The sequence below is a fragment of the Fodinibius sp. genome, assembly GCF_041642155.1.
Taxonomy (GTDB): Bacteria; Bacteroidota; Rhodothermia; order Balneolales; family Balneolaceae; genus Fodinibius.
Genome location: NZ_JBEPWZ010000208.1, coordinates 1 through 5,374 on the forward strand (window position 1 = coordinate 1; position 5,374 = coordinate 5,374).

At 53.5% G+C, this 5,374-nt stretch carries 4 protein-coding genes; 3 read left to right on the forward strand and 1 reads right to left on the reverse strand.

All coding sequences use genetic code 11. The features are described 5' to 3' along the window. Positions 1-267, forward strand: a 267-nt coding sequence (locus tag ACESLU_RS11135; RefSeq protein ID WP_372638722.1) for an inositol monophosphatase family protein, incomplete at its 5' end; no start/stop codon positions are given. A 192-nt stretch (positions 268-459) separates the two neighbouring features. Next, on the forward strand, positions 460-1,794 hold the full coding sequence (locus tag ACESLU_RS11140; protein WP_372638723.1) for a glycerate kinase: 1,335 nt from the start codon (positions 460-462) through the stop codon (positions 1,792-1,794). 399 nt (positions 1,795-2,193) lie between these two features. Here ACESLU_RS11140 and ACESLU_RS11145 read toward each other — a convergent pair whose 3' ends face one another. Further along, entirely contained in the window at positions 2,194-3,210 is a 1,017-nt protein-coding gene (locus ACESLU_RS11145) for an alcohol dehydrogenase (protein ID WP_372638724.1), read from the reverse strand. Between the two features lie 186 nt (positions 3,211-3,396). Between ACESLU_RS11145 and ACESLU_RS11150 the strand changes: the two genes are divergently transcribed. After that, positions 3,397-5,374 (forward strand): hypothetical protein (locus ACESLU_RS11150; protein WP_372638725.1); only part of this gene is annotated, 1,978 nt, incomplete at its 3' end.

Consider the following 5,374-nt stretch of genomic DNA (forward strand, 5'->3'; position numbering starts at 1 on the left):
GATGCGCTGATTGAGGAGACGCGCCTCCACCGGACCTGGGGGGATGCATACGGACACATGATGGTGGCGACCGGGCGGGCGGATTTGATGTTTGATCCCGAGCTGCACATTTGGGATGCTGCGCCGCTGTTGCCTATTCTCCGGGAAGCCGGCGGAATCTTTTGTGATACCTCGGGACAGGAAACCATTGAATCGGGTAATGGGTTTTCATGCAGCCGGTCGCTGTTGCCGGAGGTGCTTGAGGTGTTTAACCCGGATAATTCATGAATGGTTTTTTCAAAGGCTTCTGCCAGTGAATGGTCCGGGTTAGGTGGGGCGGTGCAGTATTATAGGATCTGGGAATTAATTACTTGAGATGATATAAGTATTTCAATTTTAACCCATAGAAATACGAATTAATGCAGAGCGAAATTGTTTCTAACTTTGAGCGGAATGGTAATATAAATTTTGAATGCTACAATGAAATTAGATAGGTCACAAATTTCCTCTTACCTCTTTGATCTCTTTGAAAAGACCCTTGCGGTTTGCTCCCCGGAGAAAGCGGTCTCGCAGCATTTAGCATTGAAGGGAGAGCAGCTGAGGGTGGGAGAATCGGAATTTTCCACGAAAGGTCATCCCGTATATATACTGGCGGTGGGCAAGGCGTCCGTCCCCATGTATGAAAGTGCACACGATGTCCTGGGCGAGCAGGAAGCGGGCAGCCTTGTGATCACCCCGGATGCCGGGGCAGCCTCGGACTGCGGGGCCGATGAGGTGATTACGGCCGCTCACCCCGTACCGGATGAGCGAAGCCTGGAGGCGGGACGTGCGGCTGCGGAATACCTGGATCGCATGCCGGAAGATGCCCTGGTGTTAATGCTTATCTCGGGGGGCACCTCGTCGCTCATGTGCTGGCCGGCCGAGGGTATAGGGATCGAAGAGCTTAATAAAACCTATGATCTGCTGAACAACTCCGGGGCCTCGATTCATGAGATCAATACGGTACGCAAGCATTGCAGCCGAATCAAAGGGGGACAGCTGCTCCGCTATGTGCCGGGGGGAGCCACGCTCATTGATCTGATTATTTCCGATGTACCGGGCGATGATCCCGCCATCATTGGAAGCGGTCCCACGACCCCCGATTATTCTACCTTCCAGGATACCTATCATGTGCTGCTGGAGTACGAGCTGTGGGATATACTTCCCGATGCGGTACGTCTTCACATAGAAAAGGGGATTGACGGAGAGATGCCGGAAGTGGTGCGGCCGGAGGATGAACCTGTCCGGGAGCACAAGCAGTATATCATAAGCTCGGCCCGGACGTTTGTCCACCGCGCAGCGGATATCGCGCGGGAAGATGGTTACCGGGCCATAGTTGCTGACGAGCCGTTTAATGATGATGTAGAGGAAGTAGCGAATTATATCGCTGACGAGATTAATTCTCATATCTCAAAGGATACGACCGACCCGCAGCTTCTCCTTTTTTATGGAGAAAGCACGGTGCAGGTCACCGGCAGCGGCAAAGGGGGACGCAACCAGGAGCTGGCGCTTCGCGGGGCGCTAAAGATTGCGGATTTCGATGAACAGATCAGCTGGCTGAGCGCCGGCACCGATGGCGTTGACGGCCCCACGGATGCTGCCGGTGCGGTGGTGGACGGCAATACGATCCGAAGGGCCCGGGAGCGGGGTCTGGAGCCGGATGAGTACCTCCGAAATAATGACACCTACCATTTTCACGAACGAATGGACACCTTGCTGAAAACGGGTCCCACGGGCAATAACCTTATGGATGTGGTTGTTGTGGTTCTGGCTTAACGTATGTTCCATTTTTTTCAACGACGATTTTCTTGCACCTTTTGGCTTGACCCAAAAGGTGCGGAAAAGGTCAAGGCTGAGAAAATAGGACGGCCAGGCGCCGGCGGCGCCGCTTCGAATAAAAGAAAAAAACTCACCGCCACAGGTGGCTCAGACAGTTTTTCTTTTATCCGGTTCTCAGCGCACCCCTTTGCCTAAACGGCTCGTCCTATTTTCAAGGCCGTACTTTTCTTATTCCTCCGCCTTGCGTCCGCCACCCGAGACGCTGACTTTTCAAGGCCAAGGTTACTTTCTCTTGAAAAAGATAATGTCTCGCCGCGAGAGTTTTGTTTGGGTACGGACATCAGGTTAAGAAAAAAAATATCCCTGCGGTCCTGGATTGTGAATTACCCGGAGAAGTCACCCCATATCCAGGACTACGCGGAAACGGGCCTCGTTGTTGATCATGCGCTCGTAAGCTTCGTTGGCTTGTTCCAGCGGGAACGTTTCAATTTTGGGTGTAACATCCTGGAGGGCGCTGAAGTTGAGGGTCTCTTCCGAATCCCTGGCATCGCCGCTGGGCCAGCCGGATACGGACTTGCGTCCCATGATAAGCTGCAGGGGCGTCACTTCGATAGGATCATTGGCTGCGGCAACGACTAAGAGCTGTCCATTGCGCCCCAGTCCGTCTACCACCGACGAAATAGCCTCACTGTTGGGAGCCGTAGCTAAAATGACCTTGGCGCCCCCCATCGCTTGCAGCTCTTCCGCGGCGTTGGTCGCTTCGGTGTCGATGTACTGGTGAGCTCCCAGTTCGAGAGCGAGTTCTTTTTTGTCCCCGCCGCGGGAGAGAGCCACCACCTTGCATCCGAACTTATTCGCATACTGAACGGCCAGGTGTCCCAGTCCCCCGATACCCTGTACGGCTACCGTATCGCCGGGTTCGAGCCTGCTGTTTCGCAGGGCGTTAAAAGTTGTAATGCCGGCACAAAGCAAGGGCGCCGCTTCAGCCGCGTCGAGTGATTCGGGAATAGCGGCAAGCGCGCTCTCGGGAGCGACCAGGTACTCCGCATACCCGCCGTCGAAATGGATGCCGGTCACCTGCCCGTTTTCGCAGTTGATGAAATCGCCGTTTCGACAGGATTCACATTTGTAGCAGTGTCCCCCGTGCCATCCGACACCGACCCGCTGTCCCTTTTCCCAGCGGTCGATGGTATCGCCGCGCTCTTCTATAGTCCCGATTACCTCATGTCCCGGCACCCGGGGATAGTCAATGCCGGGCATCAAGCCCTCTTTGACAAAAGCATCACTGTGGCAGATGCCGCAGGCCTGCACTTTGATCAGCACTTCATTGTCGCCGGGGGAAGGAATCTCTTTTTCAACGGCTTCAAAATCTTCGCCCGCTTCCGGTACTTGCATCGCTTTCATGGTACTCATAGATATAAAATTATTTAGAGTTACATTCGTTGATGTGATATGATAACAGTAATCAGCTTCTTATCATTTGGACCAGTGGAACAAAACAGAATTCCCGGTGAGAAATAAATGCTTAAAATTTATGCAATTTCATCAGACTCCTTATATTCTTTTTTTCAATAACAGGAAATAATCTTGACAACTATTATGAGCCGTACCCATTCGCTTTCGGAACGTTTAAGACGAAGCCTGCTTTCCCTGGTCTTGCTGGGGGGGCTGTTGCTGGCGATCGTGCCAGAGCTTGACGCCCAATCCTTTGATCACCAACCCTACCCGAAACTGGATTTTGATTTTACCGAACTGGAACTCGAGCTGGGGATTCAGCCGCAGAATTTGCGCATAGACGCCGCTGCAACGTACCGGATCGAAGCGAATGTGAGCGGGGCCGATACCGTTATTTTGTATGCTGCCCATATGGATATCAGCTCAGCTTCCGTAGATGGGGAGTCAGCGGAATTCCGGATGCACAACGATTCGCTGCTTATTCCTCTTGCTGAAGCGGCCGAGAAGGGACAGGCTTACGAGGTGCGGATTCGCTATAGTACCGATCCCCGGTTCGGACTGCTTAAAAATAGCAATAACACCGTGTGGACTTCCCTGCTTCCGCGGTCCCAGCGCCACTGGGTGCCGGTGGTCGACAACCCGCATGTTACGCTGAAAACGTCCTTCAATATTTCGGTGCCCGCCGGGTATACCGTTTGGGCGACGGGACGTAAAACCGGGGAGGAGTCCGTCTCGGAGGAGGTGGTACAGTACCAGTTTGCCTCAGAGGCGGAAGTGCCCGCATCCGATCTGGCTTTTGCCATCGGAAACTTTGAAAATCAATCGACTACCTACGGGATCAAGGGAATCAACCTGGCGGTTGAACAGGAGCTCACCGGCGAGGTGGATCTCCAGCAGTTGTTGCAACAGGCTTATGACGGGCTGGGGAGTATTGAAAAGGAGATGCAGTCCGAATTCCCTTACGATCGCCTGAATATTGTGGTTTTGAAAGATCACGGATGGGAGATGAAATCATGGGGTGGCTCTACGGTTTTTATTTATCAAAACAGGGGTGATCTGCAGCGGCAGCTGTTGCGCGGAATTATAGCCCAGTGGATAGGTAGCAGGCAGCGCGCGGGCCAATGGAGTCAGGCTGATGCCATTATGGTATACCAGACGCTTCTCCAGCAATCGATCGGGGGAGAAACACAGGAGGTGGAAGTCAAAGATCAGCCTCAGACATCCAGGAAGAGCATCTATGAACGATTCGGGCCACAGCGCTGGAACGCCTGGCAGCAAAGATGGCTGCAGTGGACAGAGCAATCGAAAGATTGGATCATAAGAGACACCCATCCGGAAATGATGAAGCAGCTTTCACCTGTTATCGGCTGGAGGGACTACGCCGGTCTGTGGTACCGGTTGAGCGGACAGCCGATGTTTGTTGCTTCCGAGGTACTGAACATGGACCGGGCGGATACTTCCTCATCGGGATCTGCTGATCAGGCGATGACTGACAGCGTGCGGTACAGGGTGAGTTATCAGCTGGATGAAACCGGAGAACAGTTGGCGCTTGGCTTCAAATCTGTCCAGGGCGTGTATGATGAACTTAAAACGCTCCGGTTGCATAAAATATATGCCGAAGGAACCGAGACTGAAGATATATCCTTTACCGGCATGACCGACGCCATTTCGGTAGGAGTGTCACCAGATATTCGTACGGCTCGACTCGAAATTCCGGACCAACTCAAGCTTGAAATAGAGGAGCACAAGCCGGTACCGTTTTTGCTATATGAACTCCGCAATGCCGAATCGCTGGATCAGAGTGTCCGGGCGGCAAAGAATCTGGGATCGCATACCGACAATCCCGATCTGCAGCTCGCCATTACCGATGCCCTGGAGCGCGAGGTGGAACCGGAGGTGCGCGCGGCTCTGCTGACATCACTCGCCGGTATTACTCAGGGCGCGGCCGGCACGGAACAGCTCTTCCTGGATGCTCTCCAGCATGAGAGTCAGACAGTGCGGCAGGCGGGACTCAAGGCCCTGCAAAACTACCCGGAGAATCCTGATATCCTGAGTACCGTTCAGCAGGTGACGGTCAGTACCGATCGTCTCCCGGTGTTCAAGCAGGGGATAGCCACTCTTT